Here is a 16985-nt window from a genome sequence, read left to right on the forward strand (position 1 = left end):
AAACCTTGGTTGTAAGTATGCATAATAACCCAGATATGATCGACAACCTTATTGAACATGATGTTGATGGATATGTCCCAAAAAACGCAGAAAAAGAAGAGCTTCTTAGAGCTATCCAAACCATATTAGGAGGAGAAAAATATTTTTCACGAGAGATCAAAGATATTTATATGGAGAATAAATTCTCTAAAAAGCGAGAAGAAGAAATTAAACTTACACAAAGAGAAATAGATGTAATAACACTGATCGCTCAGGAATTTACAACACAAGAAATTGCTGACAAATTATTCTTAAGTAAGCATACTATAGAAAGTTATAGAAAAAACTTAATTGCAAAACTGAACGTAAGAAACCTCGCTGGATTGACCAAATACGCCTTAAAGATGAATTATCTGGAAAATTAATCTTTAAAATTTTTATTAAAAAAACTTGTTTTAGCCGTATACTTCCATTTACTGGTTATCTACCTTATATAACATTAGTTGTTCATTATAACTAATGCACTACTTATAGTATAAAAATTAATTCTTAAGACTTCTCTCCCTGTTTTCAGGGTGGTCATTTTCACCAAAAAGGGTGTTTCCTCCTGCATAGATATCCCTCATCTTTGTACTGTAGTTTTTGATAAACAATAATCAAACCACAGCATTAAACTAATTACTAACCCTTTTAAAACATATAGATATGATCTGGGGAATCTCATTAATTTTATTAAGCATTTTAGCAGTACCATCATTATTACTTTCAAAAAAACCTAATGCCAAAGAACTTTTAGAAAAAATCGAACCATACCAAGGATGGATCGGACTTATATTTTGTTTTTGGGGAGTTTGGGGAATCATTTCGGCAATCTTAAATCTAGGTTGGCTTACTACATATCCAATCTGGTGGGTAACCTTATTAGCAGGCAATATTATTTCTGCGGTCTTAGGATTTATGTTAGGATTCGGACTTATCAATAAATTCTTCTTATCCAAAAATGAAGCAGCAAAAGAAAAAGCAAACGAACTAAGAGCAAAATTAGCTCCGAAACAAGGAAAACTTGGAGTCTTTGGATTGATCGTTGGTGGATGGATGATCGTAGCATCATTCGTATTCTTTACATAATATGTTAGTTAGTTGAAGAATGGAGAGAGAAAAAACCTTCTTAAGAGATTGAATTCTCTCTCCTATTCTAACTATAATAGAATCTAAAAATAATAGTAGCTCTAACAATCAATATCATGATTATTTTCGGAACAAATTCTTCAACAATCCATCCCGAAAAACTTGATGGAGGAAGCTGTCCTTTCTGCAAAACAAAAAATCAGATGTGGATACAAGGCTATCGAAAGTACTTTCACGTATTCTGGATTCCTTGCTTTCCCTTATGGAGAAAAGTATACTCTGTATGTAGTCATTGTAAAGGCGTGTTTGAAAAACAAGAATTCCAAAGCAAGGAACTAATCACAAGTTTTGAATACTTTGAAAACAATAAGATTAAAATTCCGTGGTATCATTTTACTGGTATAATCCTATTCGTTGTACTCATTACTTTCATTTCTTTTTTACCAATATTAACCAAATAAAAATATAAAACCACACAAATCATTATATCATGAAAACAAAACTCTTACTCCTAACCATTCTGATAACCATTGTTAGTATTCATAACATTAAGGCTCAAAAATTAAAAAAGTTCAAAAGTACCATCGTAAAAAAAATCGGGCCTAAAGAAATTAATGTTCCTTATCTGCATATGACCTCATATTTGGAATATGTTGATGGAAGTAATGAAGATGCAGTGGTAGAAGGATTAAAAAATTACTACGTTTATATTTGGATTCCTGCAGCAACCACAGAAATAGGAGTTCGTATGAAATCTCCTGTTGGTAAAACGAAAATTAAAAACGCCATTGCTTCTGCTGATTACCAAAACAATAGCGGGTCAAAAGATCCTATTGATCAGTTCATTTCATTGCAACGTTCTGATATAAAAAACCCAGAAGCTATTGATGAAAATAGTATTCAAAATGCTAACTGGACAGAGATGTACCCTAACGCTATGGACACTAATATTACAGATGATGATGACACCACAGAAGAATCCAGATTTATTAGTAAAACTGATGATCCATTAAATGTACTATCAAGAGGTTTATACAGAATTAGTTTCCAGACGTATAATCACGAAGGTGTAAAAGGAACTTTTCTAGGACAAATCGGATTTCCGATAAAGTTACCAGGAGTAGTCATCTCCAGAAACATTGAAGATTTAAAAAGAGAATTGTTATTAAAATAATACCATGTAATGACCTGAAAGTAATCAATGGATTCCATGACATTTTAGATAACATATGATAAAATCAGGTCATTTACTATCTTTAAGATCATACTAGATGATCTAAGTTTTATATACAATACTAAAAATATGAAATCTATTGTTTTACTACTGCTATTATTTACACATATGACATATTCTCAACATACCGATCAGCAGAAAGAAGTTCAAAAATTAGTAGCACTAGGGCGTGCGCATATTATTAGCGTAGCTTTGGATCAGATACAGGAAGATGCTGGACATACTATAACAAAAGATGATTTCCATTTTATTACCGTAAAAGCAAGCGATAAAAGAATCTTAGTTAATTTTGGATATAACGTAATGTATCTTCCTAAAAACAGTAGTTATTATTCTGATTTTGTTGTAGAATTGCCCTCAAAATCTGTTTCCATGACCAGCGAAAGTAATGAAAGTGATCACACTGTTTTTTATCGCCCTACATCAGTACATCTTTCGGTCATTAATTTTATAATGGATTCTGACGGAAGAACTAGTAGAGATATTTTTAATAGAGGAGTACGATTTTCTCCAACATTTATTTATGAGAAAGAAAAACATTATTTGGTTGATTTTTCGGCAAGAGACCCTTATTTAGGTGGAGGTTTTTCTAAAGAAGAAATTGACAAAGAAACTGGAGAAGTTCTATCTACACTAAGTGGGCATTATGCAGCTGCTCCAAAAATTCCTAGTATCGCAAGCGAAGAGGAAGAAGAGTTTGAAGAAATAACTAACGATTAAACAAAGCTAAGCACGCCTATTGCTTTTATGTTCTAAAGGCATTAATTCTTTCATCTTTTCTACAATATTGTAAGCTGCTGGACAAACGGTTACATTTTGCATTGTTAAACTAGAAATCTGATGAAACTTCTTTCTATCAGTATGCGGAAACTCTTTACAAGCTTTTGGTCGTACATCATAGATCAAACAATAATTATCCGCAGCCAAAAAAGCACAAGGTGTTTCTTTCAGGACAAAATCTCCGTCTTCATCTTTCTTTAAATATTGATCTTCGAATTGAATAGATTTCATTTTTAAATGCTTCGAAATTCTATCTACATCAATATCTGTAAAAAGAGGACCCGTTGTTTTACAGCAATTTGCACACTCTAAACAATCTGTATTCTGAAACTCTTTTTTATGCAAATCCTGCATGAATGTATCCAAATTCTTTGGTGGTTTCTTTTTAAGCTTTACAAAATACTTTTTATTCTCGTTCTGCTTATCTTTGGCCAGTTTTGGTAATTGATCTATGAATTCTTGCATAGCGCAAAATTACGAATTATGAATCACGAATTTCGAATTAAAAACTATAATGATTAACAAAGATATTTTCGGAGAAGCTATTAAAGATTTTTATCACAAAAAGTATAGCGAAGATATAGTAGTACAAGCTCCAGATTTTGATGATGATCGTATACCAATTCCCTATTTATTTAGAAGCTATGCCGAAATGCCCTCAATAGAACAAAAAGCGCTAGACCTTTCTTATGGAAATGTATTGGATGTAGGTTGCGGTGCAGGAAGTCATAGCATATTTCTTCAAGAAGATCGAAAATTAGATGTAACAGCCATTGACATTTCTGAAGGAGCTATAGAAATTTGTAAAAAAAGAGGAATTACCAACGCAACCGTTCAGGATATTTTTGATCTTAGAGAAGTACGGTACGACACACTTTTGTTTTTAATGAATGGAAGTGGAATCATAGGAAAGCTCGACAATATTGATAGATTTTTTTCTCATCTCAAAAATTTATTGAAACCTAACGGTCAAATTCTGATTGATTCATCTGATATTTCATATTTATTCGCAGAGGAAGATGGTAGTTTTTGGGTAGATGCGTCGGCAGGATATTATGGAGAAATGCAGTACAAACTAAAGTATAAGAATTTAGAATCTGATTGGTTTGATTGGTTATATATCGATTACAATACTTTACAAAACGCTGCCAATGCGCACGGCTTTGTTTGTGAATTAGTTACAGAAGGAGAAAACAATGATTTTTTAGCTAAACTAACATTGTAATAAAATAACTGCAATCATAATTTTGATTATCAACTTTCGGTACAATCTTTGATGAATAAAAAAAGTTCCTTTTTTTGAATATTTAGGAACCAACTAACGATGCTAAAAAAATAAATGTATGCAATTCACTAAGCTGTTAAGTATCCTACTATTTACTTCTATATTACTAGTTGGATGTTCTAATGATGATGACAATACACCTATTGAAACGAATCAAAGTCCGAATAAACAACCACTCGGAAATGCAGCAAATGATTTGTTAAGCGATATTAATTTTAAAGGATTGACTATAGAAATTGTTTCCGTTCAGGGATTTGAGCCAACCACCACTGCTGTAAATACATTTAGAAATTTTCTTGAAGATCGTCTTTTTAAACCAGATGGAATTACCATCAATCAACGCTCTGTTTCTTCATCGAACTTAGCGCCATTTAACATTCAGGAAATAAGTCAAATCGAAACTACCACCAGAACTCAATTTAATGAGGGAGATGAGATTACAGTATATGTATATTTTGCAGATGGTAGTAATGAAGAAGATACCAATACCAAAGTTACATTGGGGACAGCTTATTTAAATACCTCTATGGTAATTTACGAAAATACACTTCGTAATCTAAGTAACAACGTGAATGCTCCTATGTTATCCACTATAGAAGCTGCTACTTTAAATCATGAGTTTGCGCACTTATTAGGATTGGTAAATATTGGCACAACATTGCAATCTCAACATGAGGATACAGCATCTAGAGGCCATTGTAATGTACAGAGCTGTTTAATGGAAGCTGCAATAGAGTTTGGATCTGGAATGATGGATATGCTTGGTAACGGAGTTCCAGAACTAGATACACAATGTATTGCCGATTTACAAGCCAACGGAGGTCGTTAGTATTCAGAATACACAGCTTTTCATTTACCACTACTTCTCGATTTATCGATCCTTTAAAGCAGGGATATTGATTGATTTATCTCTTAATATCTAATACACCTTTTCTCCTCCAAGATAGGTTGCACGCACTTTAATATTTGGGATTTTATCCTCTTCTATTTCCATGATATTTTCCTCCAGAATCACAAAATCAGCAAATTTACCCACAGTAATACTTCCTTTTTCGGTTTCTTCAAAGTTACTGTAAGCTGCCCATATTGTCATTCCTTTTAGAGTCTCTTCTCTGGTCAAGGCATTTTCTTTTTGAAAACCACCTGCTGGATATTGTTTCAGATCTTTACGAGCCACTGCAGCATAAAATGTATAAAAAGGACTCACGTTTTCTACTGGATAATCGGTTCCCAATGCTATTTTACCTGTTTTTTCCAGTAACTGCTTATATGCATAAGCACCTTTGATTCTTGCTGGTCCTAATCGCTCATCTGCCCAATACATATCACTTGTCGCATGTGTAGGTTGTACACTCATTACTAAATTATCATTAAGGATATCAAATTCTTTTGGCGCGACCACTTGCGCATGCTCGACACGCCATCTTCTATCAGATTTATTCTTTAACACTTCATAATAGGTATTCATCACTACGGCATTAGCAGAATCTCCAATCGCATGTGTATTCATCTGAAAAGGAGAACTGGCCAATCTTTTTGCCAATACTTTAAGTTCATCAGGTCCAATTACCATAGCACCGTGATGATCGTCTTTATCCGAATATGGTTTCTTTAATACTGCTCCTCTGGAACCTAATGCACCATCTGCGTATACCTTAAAAGAAGAAACATTAAGCTTATCTGTTTTATGTACTCCTTGTTTTAAGTAATAATCCACATATGCTGGTACATTGCTTACCATAGCATACATTCTGATTTTTAATTGATCTGCCTTTTGCAAACTATCTATTAAAGTAATTACTTCTGGACTCAATCCAGCATCGTCTACTGTTGTTAATCCATAACTAAAATTAATAGTTTCTGCATCCCTTAATGCTGCTATTTGCTCTGTAGTTGTAGGCTTTGGAAAAATAGCTTCTATAAGCTCCATAGGATTATCAATCAGTACTCCAGTTAATTTTCCGTTTTTCTGTAAAATTTCTCCACCAGAAACCTTTGTTTCCAAAGTTATTTTAGCAAGATCTAACGCCGTTTGATTAGCGAGCATGGCATGGCCATCTACTCGAGTCACGGCTACTGGAGTTTCTGGGAACAAGCTATCTAGTTTTTCTTTGGTCGGAAATTCTTTGACCTCCCAATCGTTTTGGTCCCAACCACGACCTGTGATAAAAGATACGTTTTTCTTTTTCTGAAAATCAACAATACGCGCCAGCACCTCATCATAACTAGTGGTACCCATCAAGTCTACTTTTTGCTGTTGCAATCCTAATCCATAAAAATGGCAATGTGCATCAATCAATCCAGGTACGATGGTTTTTCCTTCTGCGTTCACAGAATCTGTAAAGGTATATGCGTTGCTTAGTTCTTCTATACTACCTACAGCGATAAACTTATCATCTTTAATAGCAAAAGCTTCTGCTTTGGGTTGAGCATCGTCTACTGTATATACATTGGCATTAAAAACCAACAGGTCTGCTGCTTCTTTGGGTTGTTGGCAAGAAATAAAAAAGAATGTTCCAAAAGTAAGTAAAAGTACTTTTTTCATGATGTGTCGAGTTTGATTTGTGTTACGAGATAAAAATAAAGATAAAAATGATCTTATCTCGTTTTTATCAAATTCTTAACTTTTTATAGATGTTATTTATTACAAGATAACTTAGTTTCATTTTAAACGACATTTTCTTATTATTTTGAGATTTTATAACTCCAAGAAATTTCTCTTAAAGACATGTCCATTACATCAAAGTAATTCTAAAACTTAACAAAAAAAGACTGCCTTTTTCCGACAGTCTTTTTAAAAGTTCTATAAGATGTTTTATTTATTATTGGCTAGTTTTTTTCGTATACTATCATAAAGAAAGTCATCAAATTTAAAACTAATTTCTTTCCAAACAAATTTATCCACTAATGTCCAACCACTTGTTATCTTTTTATGAAAGATAAGGTGAATCGCCATTGCTTTATCCCTATTAATATATTTAATATAAGCTAAATTTGACGATATATCGATTAGACTAAAATCTATATAATCTTTTATTAGATTAGAATATATTGCTTTATCTCTAAGAATTTTGATATTAATATCTGGAGTTTCCAAAACTTTTGGGGAAATTGGGAAAGAACTTGTAACCGCATTCATTCTTATTACAATACTATCTTTCTTTATTTCTTCAATTGATAATGATTTCACTATAATTTCTTTTAAATCTCCTTTATTTAGTTGAAAATTATATTGTGAAAAAGTCAACGCTGAAATAAAGAAAAAGAAAATAACGATTATTTTATTAGTATGCATAAGTTTTAATTTTGGCCGATTCGCAAAAATCACCCTGACAATAAATGCACAAATCTACTGATAACATTAATAAAAATAATTTCTTAGTATTATAACAACTGTAGTTCAATATTAAGTAAAAAGCAAGACCAAAAACGGTCCTGCTTTTCTAAAATTATTAAATTTTTATCTAATGTATCAAAAAATCATATTTAACACATTTATTCGATTTACCATATTTAGTATCATTGATTTGTTCGGCTAAACATTGCTCTTTGTCCATTTTAAAATGATAAATAGCTTTTGATTTAGATGAAATATTTGGAGTTATCGAAACCCAATTTTTACCACTCCTTATGAATTTCACTATAACAGCAAAGCGTCTACTTCTTATTCCATACGTTATATGAATGGTGTCATTTTTTTTAAAAGGTTTTAGAATATCAACAAATTTCTTGTCCTTATCAATAAATATTGCTTTATGATTTTTAAAATACACTTTTTTATCAAACTTTCTTAAAGACAAGTTTTTATAGTAAGGTTCTATAAATTCGTTAATGACAATAGTTAGGCCATCATTTTTTTCTTTTTCATCAAAAAAATAATCAATATGATTTATATCTATTGCCGCTTGTAATATTTCTTCAAATTCTTTTTGTTCTAGTCGTATCTCTTCTTTCCCTGCTATTTCAATAGTTTGAGAATTACAACCAAAAACAATAGTTAATAATAATAAAAGTGTTTTATTCATAATCACTTCTTTTGTAATAAATATTGCTGAGCTATTCCAACATCTTCTGGATAATCTAATATAGTTCCAAATACTTCTGTTTCAAAATCAAATCCTGGTTCTCCGTTTGAATTTATCATGTTTCCATTTAATGAAAAATCATGTTTGGCATACTTAATAGGTTTACTACACTCTGAATTTTTTATTTGCTTAACCAAAAATTTTTATAATACAAAAACGAATAATCTCTTTTAAACATTACTTTAAATCGATCGCCCGGTAGAAAATTACTATTGCTTCTTTTCACTTAGTTTTTGTTTGATTAATTTCCATAAAAAATCATTGTTTTTTAGCTTCATGCCGCTAGCGCTTTTCTTTATTAAACTCCACTGCCCAATGTTATTTCTATGAAAAATCAACTCAATCACCTTACTTTTAGATCGTTGCATATATCCAACTCTAGCAATATTATAATCAATATCCAAATAAAAGAAATCATAATAATTATCAATTAGTTCATTGTAAAGTTCTTCTTCTTTTTTAAATATTATGTTCTTATTTATTTTGAATTTAGATTCTGTAGCATACTGCAGAGGGCTACTTATATAACTCAACTTAATATAAATAGTATCTTCCTTGTTTTCCTCAATTATAATCGATTTTGTAAGTATCTCCCCTAAATTACCATATTCTGTATTACCTTCTGTAAAAAAATTTTGAGAATAAAATTTGATATTAATTAAAAGGAATAAAATGATTAAGAGTTCTATTCTAATCTTCATTGTTATTGTTTTTTTCTTAATAAATATGTCTGATATAATCTTTCGGAGTCACTCGGGTCATCTTGTGTTGACCCAACAACTTCCATATCAAAGTCATAACCTTCATTTTCCCAATCATCCTCGCTTGATAAATACATGTTTCCATTATACAAATAATCTCCCAAATGAGTTAATTCATGCAGAACTACTAAGGAAACAAAAAAATTGATTGCATCAATATCAATATTTGGGTTATTTGTTAATTCCTGCTCTAAATCCCAATTTAATGTAATAGTATTAATATCTCCATCAAAAAGCCCTTCATATCTAGCCCATCCTAAATTTCCAAGTCCTCCAAATTGTGCTATCACACTACTTTCATCACCCCAAGTCAAGGCTTCCTTGATTTGTGTATCATTAAGACTACCAAATTTCTTCAAAGCACCAACAAGAAAAGCATCATCTGCCATTTTTGGTAATTCTTCTTTGAGGATTTGAGTCACTAATGGATATTCAGTAGCATAATCCGTGCCAGGAGGATATTTCACAAAAGGTTTTAAGCTTATTGCAGTACCATCCATAAGAGATTCCAACATTTCTTCTATTATATTCCTTGTTTCATCATCCCATCCACGTTCTGATCCATAACTATGTAGTTCCTCTACTTTATCAGCATTTTCTAAATTATATATCCAATTATATTCTAATGTACCATTAGGGATATTTAATTGACTTTTCAGTATAGCTGGTTCAAACGATGTGTTTAAAGTACTTGTAGTTGGGCTTGTTAATCCACCACCACTAGTAGGATTACCAGGAGGAGTTACGTCTCCTGATGGAGGTATACTAATATCTATAGGACCTGTGCCAACAGGAATTCCTCCCGAACCACCATTACTTCCTCCACTGCTACCTCCATTATCTGTAAAAGTCTCTGGACAAGGTACCTGTTCAAATATTAATATATATCCTGGTTCATCTCTTGGTGCAACTGCTCGGGCATTATGACAGTTACCCGTTTCATCATCATAATAAATAAAATCAAAATCTTTTTGTAAAAGAGTATCATAATCATAATTCTCCAACGCTGTATAAGAAACCTTTGTTTCTTCACTAACAAAAGGTAATTGATTGACTAAGTTATCCCAATCTTGATTGGATAAGTAGTAAGTAACAATATATGAATCATACTTTCCATTATCAATAGAGTTTAGCAATAAATTCTCCAACACTCCAGTAGTTTCTTGTCTATAAATCGGAAATGTGTAAGAGTGATAAGAACCATACTCTATATATTTGGCAACAGAAGTATCTACAAAAAAGTCTTCTATAGAGTTATTCGATTTCTTGGTCAATTGAAATTTGTTATTAATCTTTTGCACTTCATTAAGCACATTCTCTTTAGCAATTAAATCTTCTTTGGTTAACGTTTTTAAAATTAGTTCTTGCTGGTTTTCTTCAATCATTAATTGGTCATCCTTTTGGCAACTAGAAAACAACACCAGATTTAAAGCCATACAGGCCCAAAAGACATACTTTTTAATTTGTTTCTTCATTTAATTACAATTTTAAAATTACTTACTTTTTTTCAAGGTGCTAAAATAACACAAACCCCTCATTATAATTTACGGTTTTCCCTTATAAATGATAGTTCACACAAGATACGATTAAGGAATTTTCAACTCAATTTTAATCAACTATTTATTATTAAAAATGTGTTGTTTTAAATTATTTTTCAATACATTGATGTTAACAAAAACTATAAGTTTTTGTTATTTTTTCCCTTAATCAGCAAATTACATTCAATATTCCATTATTAAATGATATTCTGATTCACCTTCTTATTAATTGTGTCACGAAGAATAATAATGTTACCCAAAATCTTCCAATATCTTTTAGTACTAAAGTAATTTTTGTAAAAATAGAATGAATGATAGGTTAGGCCTAATATGTTGTACGCCTATTTCTGTAGTTGCAGTAACTTGTAATTTTTATAAATAAACAAGAGTAATAATGATAAACTTAACTTTTGGGTAGTGACACTACGGCTTTTGTTTTTAATTTTCGTCTCCAATATATAATATAAATTGTACCTAAAACTGAAGGGACAATCCATGCGATAAGATTTCCTATCCCTAATCCCGCAACTATAAATGCAGTAATAGAAGCGATAAAAGCTCCAACCATTTTTCCTATATGATTTGACAACCACCCATTGTTTGTTTTCGTGAAGTTTTTATAAAATACAAAATCCCTTATGGTTAATGAAAGCCCAAATCCACCAAAAAATATAAATAACATATACCCCATATTTCCTGAACTGATACCATATGCACCATACAAAGTCATCAGTGCCGAAATCAATAACATACTCCCAGATATTATTTTATCCACTGGTTTTGCTTGTAATTTACTTTTTGATTTAAAAGTTAATATCTGATTTCCTGAAATCACTAAATAAACTGTAAACAATCCGATAAGAAAAAGAAAAATATTTTCGTGATTAGGTAACCAGGAAATCGGTATTGAGATTAAAGAACTTGTGATCATTCCTATAGAAAAAAGTTTCCCCATCTTCTTATGTGGTTTACTTCCTTTTTTAACCATAATACTTCCCATACCTGTGATGAGTCCCAATCCACCAAAAAACGCGTGAATGTAAATAAAGATCTTAATTGTTTCTTCCATGTGTGTTTGTAATTTAATTTGAAAGTCCAAAACTCAGGTTTTCATTTCCTTAATTAAAGTTTATCATTCTGAACTGTTGTTTGATTGTGACAAATTGTACTTTTTGTCTAAACATTATTAGCTAGTTACATCGAAACCTAAAATGTTACCATGTACTATATGGAAGAAGTTATTTGTATATATGCTTTATAGTATAGATATTTTAATACACTATGATTTCATTTTCATTTAAGGTAACATCACTCTTTTTTATATTAAGCGATCCCTATTATGCTTTTATTTGAAAATTCAATTTGATAAATGAACCATTATAATTTTTGTATACGGTACCATATCCCATTTTAGAGCCCGAAGGATTATCGAGTCTTGAAGAATTTTTTAAATATTGTTTAAACTTGTTAAAATCTATTAAGTGATAACAAAGCATTTCACTATTTGGTTTGATAATGATTATTCCTCCAACAATATCATATTTACCAGACCATACTGATTTAGAGGTCATGCCTAAAGCAGCTTCAACTAAAAAATTTACCAAGCGATATTCATAAAATTTATGTCCCTGACTTAGGTCATAATTCATTGGATTATCTTCTCTAATTTTTACAATTACTTCATTAATTTTTACGATGCTACTGACATATTTATCTTTCACAATATGAGCTATAATCTCTGGTAGGTCACTATCAATTACTTGAAGGTTTAACTTAAAAGTATTGTCATCATAGGAATCAAAAACAACCTTATAACCTAATTCAGTTAATTTTGAAATACGCTTAATATATTTATGACCAGTAGTAATACCATTAACCTCTTTTAAATCTTCATCAGAAATTGGCAAGTTATTAGCATCAATAATCCTATACGTAATATTGGTCGTTTTATTGGCATTGAATAATGTCGGATCACTACCTAAAAATGATTTAATGCTAAATTCTTGATCAGAACTTATTGCATGAATAGGATCATAAACACGAACGTTAATATCTCCCTTACCTAATGACTTATCTGCAACTTGCGTAATAAACAACTCTTTAATTGATGCTATCAATTCCTTCGAAATACCTGTCTTACCCGTTATTTGGCTAACAAGATTATTCGCAATTAGTTTTGCTTTTGACTGGGGAAACGATAATAGTATCTGCTCAGTGTTTGCATCAATAATATGTATATGTTGGTCAGAAGCAATTTTAAAGTTTAAGTTTTTTCCTGCATCCTTTCTGTAAATTGAAAGTAACTGAACAAAAGATTCGGTTTTTTCTAAATTTTCATCTGCAGAAAATAGTTTGCCTTCTGCTAGTAATTTGAAAAATACATAGAGTTCACTCCATTCGCCTCTATTTCCTTTCATAAATTCAACTTCTTGATTATCTCTTGCGCTGTAGCTTGAATAGCAGGAACTGCCACAGAATTTCCGAATTGTTTATATGCTTGTGCATCTGATACTATAATTTTAAAATCATCTGGAAAACCTTGAAGTCTTGCCCATTCTCTAGGTGTCATTTTTCTAATTCCTTCGCGATTTACTTCGCCCGAAATATTTGTTATTGGTTTAAAGTTCGTTAACCTATCATCCAACACTAAATTTCGTTCTCTACCCATTCCTCCACAAACAACTGCATTGGCTGTTCCATCGTTTGGGATGATTTCATAACCAAATCCATTCCCTTTGCTTTCATGACGAGCTCTATGATTCTTTAATGTCTGCACATAGGTTGTCGATAGATAGTATTTTACAGAGACTTCTTCTTTTTCTAAAATATCTTCTAACGCCACATCCTTATTGGTTGGTTCTGGATATTGAAAATCTGTAATTCCTAAATCTTTTCTAAATCCTACTATAAAAATTCGTTCACGATTTTGAGGCACACCAAATTCTTTTGCATTTAAAATTTGAGGTTCAGGAACGTAATAGTTTAAATCTTCTCGAAGAACATTTAATATTGTTGCTAATGTTTTTCCTTTGTCGTGATTACGAAGCCCTTTTACATTTTCCAGGAAAATTGCTTTAGGTTGTTTCTTTTTAATAATCTCGGCAACATCAAAAAATAGTGTTCCTCTAGTGTCTTCAAATCCGCCACGTCTTCCTGCAATAGAAAAAGCTTGACAAGGAAAACCAGCGCATAACACATCAAAATTATCTGGAATATAACTTTTGGTTTCGGATTTGGTGATATCTCCAAATGGTATTTCTCCAAAATTAGCTTTGTATGTCTGTTTTGAATATTTGTCCCATTCGCTGGTAAAAACACATTTACCTTCTAGGTTTTGAAATGCCATTCTAAATCCACCAATTCCTGCAAAAAGGTCAATGAATTTAAACTTGGGGTTTTCTGGTGCAGGAAACGGAATTGTTTTATGCAGGTCATAAATCAAGTGCTGAAGTGTCTCTTCTGCAATCTTATTTGTTATTTCGTTTGTAGGATATTCTTTTGCAAGGATTTCTTTTACAAATGCAAGTGCATCTTTTTTATAAAATTGAGAAACTCCGTTTTTATGATTATGCAAATAATGCGTAAAAGAAGCTGGTTTAGGGTTATCTGGCTCAACCACTTTAACCTCAAACAGCTGACCATCAATATCTTCTACTTTAATCCTTCCTTTTATCATTCTTCGTTAAATTCAACTCCACAAGTTAAAAAAAGATACGTCTGTTTTATTTGGTTTCGTAGTTTTTTGTTCACATTTTTTTGTAAATAAAATTGCCAAAATACAAAGGTAGAAACAGTAATGTATTTTTTAACATTGGCCGATGAAATTTGCAAAAACAAATGCATTGTTTTAGTAGTGATATTTAGTTTATAGTGATTCGTATAAACTGCCATTTTAATGCCGTTTATACATTGTTTTAGATTTTTTCAGAATATTACTTTTGTCTCTTTTAATAGGTTTCTTATGCGTGTTTTTTCTTTTTCTGAAAACTCATTTTTACTTAATTCTAACAACTTGAGAGATGAAAATCCACTCAAATCATCTGGTAAACGTTTTAAATTATTATTCCTATATAAAATGACTTTGATATTTGATAGGTTTTGAATCTGATCAGCTAAATCTTCTATTGAAATATTAGGATTATTATCAAGCACTAAACCTTCAATCTGCTTAAGAGATTCCATGTTTGGAACTACGCTTAGATTATTATTCGACATCACAAGAATTCTCAATGATTCTATTTGTGATATTATTCGAATTGCTTGTTCTAGGTCAAGATCAGGATTATTATTTAGATGAAGTTCATTTAGTTTTTTCAAATTTGATAGTCCAACTGGGAGTTTTTTAAGTTTATTTCCGCTTAAATAAAGAAAGTCTAAATTTTTGACCTCTGATAAAACACTGAGAGCTTGTTCAAAATCGAGCATATCATTTTCGGCCAAATCTATTTCTCTAAGATTTGTTAAACTGCTAAGCAATGGTGGTAATTTGTAGAAGTTGTTACCTCTTACATTTATTACAGAAATCATATTTAGTTTGTATAATTCCTCTGGCAACTCTGATAAGCTATTACCTTGAATATTTAAAAGTGTTAGTTTTTGCAAGTGTTTTAATCCCTTCGGTACTTCTTTCAGGTCACAGTTAGTTAAATACAAGGAACTAACGTTAGGTAATTCTTTGATCTTTTCGGAAAAATCTGACAATTCTTTACAATCTAAATCCAACCATTTTACTTTTTCAGGCTCTGTAAGTGCGGTCGAAAAAGATGAGAATTTTTTATTCTGACAAATGGAGGTTAATGGAACAAATAAAATCAGAATTAATATTTGAATGGACTTCATATGGTTTCAAATTGTATGTAATGTTATAACTATGTATCGTAGTCAGATAAAGTGTTATTCGTTTTCTTCTTTTGTAAATAAAATTCTAATTTCAATATTTTTTGCATTTTATAATCCTTAACAGCATGTCCGTTTGGGAAAGAGTTTGTAATCACTTAAATCACTATTACCAATACAAAATGTGGTGGTAGTTACTATTTTGAAAGGCTGCTATTTAAAACTATCTTTCTTATTTCATTTTCAAAATGATATACTATATCACCTGCCATCCAATCATTATCTCTAGCATAAATATTCTCCCAAATTATGACATCAACATCTTTTTCTGGGATATAAAACTTAATGGATGCAAACCCAAATCCTCTTCCTCCATGCCCTAAATGTTGTACTGGATGACGATTGTGAATCCGCAAACCGTATGCATAACCAATCGTATCATTATCAAAAGCAGCGTGCGGCCCTGAATTACTTGGAGTAACCATTTCCTTATGAGAAACTGAATTTAAAATTTCACCATTGTGAAGTTTAGTGTCCCAAATATTTAAGTCATGAGCATTTGAAATAATACCTCCTGCTGGGATAAAGTCTTTCCAACTTTCTTTAGTGAATCCCATACTATCAAACTCTACAAGATTAAGTTTTCCATTCTCTAACCAATAACCATTTATTAACCCCTCATTAGATGTATCTAGCTCATAGCAGTAACTATCATTCATGCCCAATTCTTTAAACATGTGGTTGGCTAATTGAATATATTCTTTCCCTGTAACCTTTTCTAAGATTCTTCCTAATAGCCCATAGCCTGGATTACTATATCTATATCCTTTACCTGGTTCAAAAAGAAGAGGTTTTTCTAAACTTATTATCCCAGAAGACATATTTAGAAGTTGATGAATAGTTATTGTATCTGCCCAATTTGGTTCGAAGTTTGGCAAATATTCACTAATTGGATTCTGTAAGTCTATTCTCCCCTTTTCAACTTCTTTTAAAATTAAAACAGCAGTAATTTGTTTGCTGTTAGACATGATTCTAAACTTATCGTTTATCGAAATTGGAATTTTATTTTCAAAATCCGAATAGCCAAATTCTTTTAAATACTTTGTTTTGCCATTCTTGGTTATTTGTATGATACCATTAAAAAAGCGAGGATGAGTAACCGCTATCAAACTATCAATTTTTTCAGAATAGTCATCTATTGGTTCTTTATGATCAGTGACTTTGTTTTTATCACTCTTACAACCGATTGTAGAAAGAATGACTATCAACATTGAAATTTTGAAAATATATTTCATAAACAATTTGTTTTGTGTTTTTCTAATTACTGCCATGATTTTTTATAAAATGAGTGGTAATGCA

General features: G+C 31.3%; 18 protein-coding genes. 7 read left to right on the forward strand and 11 right to left on the reverse strand.

Going from position 1 to position 16985, the window contains the following annotated elements; genetic code table 11:
* The 5 genes from QBK95_RS04820 to QBK95_RS04840 all read left to right on the forward strand — a co-directional run.
* A partial coding sequence (locus QBK95_RS04820) for a response regulator transcription factor (protein WP_280931138.1) occupies nucleotides 1-404 on the forward strand: 404 nt, incomplete at its 5' end.
* Nucleotides 405-684: 280 nt separating this feature from the next.
* A complete protein-coding gene (locus tag QBK95_RS04825; protein WP_280931140.1) occupies nucleotides 685-1107 on the forward strand; it encodes a hypothetical protein in 423 nt (140 codons plus the stop codon).
* A 116-nt stretch (nucleotides 1108-1223) separates the two neighbouring features.
* Nucleotides 1224-1568: a zinc-ribbon domain-containing protein gene (locus tag QBK95_RS04830; RefSeq protein ID WP_280931141.1), complete on the forward strand. Its 345-nt coding sequence runs from the start codon at nucleotides 1224-1226 to the stop codon at nucleotides 1566-1568.
* 29 nt (nucleotides 1569-1597) lie between these two features.
* The gene (locus QBK95_RS04835; protein ID WP_280931143.1) at nucleotides 1598-2281 is read left to right on the forward strand and encodes a LipL32 family surface lipoprotein; all 684 of its coding nucleotides are present in this window, start codon (nucleotides 1598-1600) and stop codon (nucleotides 2279-2281) included.
* A gap of 129 nt (nucleotides 2282-2410) precedes the next feature.
* Nucleotides 2411-3061, forward strand: a complete 651-nt coding sequence (locus QBK95_RS04840; protein ID WP_280931145.1) for a hypothetical protein — start codon at nucleotides 2411-2413, stop codon at nucleotides 3059-3061.
* A 6-nt stretch (nucleotides 3062-3067) separates the two neighbouring features.
* On the opposite strand, the gene QBK95_RS04845 is transcribed toward QBK95_RS04840, so the two are convergent.
* Nucleotides 3068-3586 (reverse strand): YkgJ family cysteine cluster protein, encoded by a 519-nt coding sequence (locus tag QBK95_RS04845; RefSeq protein ID WP_280931147.1) that lies wholly within the window; start codon nucleotides 3584-3586, stop codon nucleotides 3068-3070.
* A 49-nt stretch (nucleotides 3587-3635) separates the two neighbouring features.
* Here QBK95_RS04845 and QBK95_RS04850 point away from each other — a divergent pair, with 49 nt between their 5' ends.
* Nucleotides 3636-4346 (forward strand): class I SAM-dependent methyltransferase, encoded by a 711-nt coding sequence (locus tag QBK95_RS04850; protein WP_280931149.1) that lies wholly within the window; start codon nucleotides 3636-3638, stop codon nucleotides 4344-4346.
* 118 nt (nucleotides 4347-4464) lie between these two features.
* Nucleotides 4465-5235 (forward strand): hypothetical protein, encoded by a 771-nt coding sequence (locus QBK95_RS04855; protein WP_280931151.1) that lies wholly within the window; start codon nucleotides 4465-4467, stop codon nucleotides 5233-5235.
* 90 nt (nucleotides 5236-5325) lie between these two features.
* On the opposite strand, the gene QBK95_RS04860 is transcribed toward QBK95_RS04855, so the two are convergent.
* From QBK95_RS04860 to QBK95_RS04905, 10 genes are all read right to left on the reverse strand, one after another.
* A complete protein-coding gene (locus QBK95_RS04860) occupies nucleotides 5326-6951 on the reverse strand; it encodes an amidohydrolase (RefSeq protein WP_280931153.1) in 1626 nt (541 codons plus the stop codon).
* 270 nt (nucleotides 6952-7221) lie between these two features.
* A complete protein-coding gene (locus QBK95_RS04865; protein WP_280931155.1) occupies nucleotides 7222-7701 on the reverse strand; it encodes a hypothetical protein in 480 nt (159 codons plus the stop codon).
* Between the two features lie 169 nt (nucleotides 7702-7870).
* A complete protein-coding gene (locus tag QBK95_RS04870; protein WP_280931157.1) occupies nucleotides 7871-8431 on the reverse strand; it encodes a hypothetical protein in 561 nt (186 codons plus the stop codon).
* Between the two features lie 269 nt (nucleotides 8432-8700).
* Nucleotides 8701-9192, reverse strand: coding sequence for a hypothetical protein (locus QBK95_RS04875; RefSeq protein WP_280931159.1), 492 nt, complete (start codon nucleotides 9190-9192; stop codon nucleotides 8701-8703).
* Between the two features lie 2 nt (nucleotides 9193-9194).
* Nucleotides 9195-10727 carry a hypothetical protein gene (locus QBK95_RS04880; RefSeq protein WP_280931161.1) on the reverse strand — a complete coding sequence of 511 codons (1533 nt, stop codon included), beginning with the start codon at nucleotides 10725-10727 and terminating at the stop codon, nucleotides 9195-9197.
* Nucleotides 10728-11193: 466 nt separating this feature from the next.
* Nucleotides 11194-11859, reverse strand: coding sequence for a hypothetical protein (locus tag QBK95_RS04885; RefSeq protein ID WP_280931163.1), 666 nt, complete (start codon nucleotides 11857-11859; stop codon nucleotides 11194-11196).
* Nucleotides 11860-12127: 268 nt separating this feature from the next.
* Nucleotides 12128-13207 (reverse strand): HpaII family restriction endonuclease, encoded by a 1080-nt coding sequence (locus tag QBK95_RS04890; protein WP_280931165.1) that lies wholly within the window; start codon nucleotides 13205-13207, stop codon nucleotides 12128-12130.
* A complete protein-coding gene (locus QBK95_RS04895) occupies nucleotides 13204-14466 on the reverse strand; it encodes a DNA cytosine methyltransferase (RefSeq protein WP_280931167.1) in 1263 nt (420 codons plus the stop codon). Before QBK95_RS04895 ends, QBK95_RS04890 begins: the two co-directional genes overlap by 4 nt.
* Nucleotides 14467-14714: 248 nt before the next feature.
* Nucleotides 14715-15629 carry a leucine-rich repeat domain-containing protein gene (locus QBK95_RS04900; RefSeq protein WP_280931169.1) on the reverse strand — a complete coding sequence of 305 codons (915 nt, stop codon included), beginning with the start codon at nucleotides 15627-15629 and terminating at the stop codon, nucleotides 14715-14717.
* A gap of 194 nt (nucleotides 15630-15823) precedes the next feature.
* Nucleotides 15824-16957: a serine hydrolase domain-containing protein gene (locus QBK95_RS04905; RefSeq protein WP_280931172.1), complete on the reverse strand. Its 1134-nt coding sequence runs from the start codon at nucleotides 16955-16957 to the stop codon at nucleotides 15824-15826.
* Nucleotides 16958-16985 lie beyond the last annotated feature (28 nt).

The organism is Aquimarina mycalae (assembly GCF_029906345.1).
GTDB lineage: Bacteria > Bacteroidota > Bacteroidia > Flavobacteriales > Flavobacteriaceae > Aquimarina.